Genomic DNA, 214 nt, shown 5'->3' on the forward strand with positions numbered 1-214 from the left:
CCAGCAGCCGCGCCCCGCCGAGCGCCAGCGCCAGCAGCGGCAGACCGATCACGGTGACGGACAGACCGCCGCCGAGGGCGAGCAGGGTCACCGCGTAGACGAAACCGACGACCGTGCACGGCAGGTTGGCGAGGAGGTAGGCGACCTCCCGCCAGGTCCTGCCGTCCAGGGCGAGGTTCGGGCGGGAAGGCGTCGGCTCGCCGGACGTGCCGGG

The 214-nt window shown here is 74.8% G+C and carries 1 protein-coding gene; it reads right to left on the bottom strand.

Annotated features, from left to right (window positions below; genetic code table 11):
* On the bottom strand, positions 1-214 hold a 214-nt coding region (locus J0695_RS42625), incomplete at both ends, for a sensor domain-containing protein (protein ID WP_242553828.1).

It is taken from the genome of Streptomyces beijiangensis (assembly GCF_017315755.1).
Classification (GTDB): Bacteria; Actinomycetota; Actinomycetes; order Streptomycetales; family Streptomycetaceae; genus Streptomyces; species Streptomyces beijiangensis.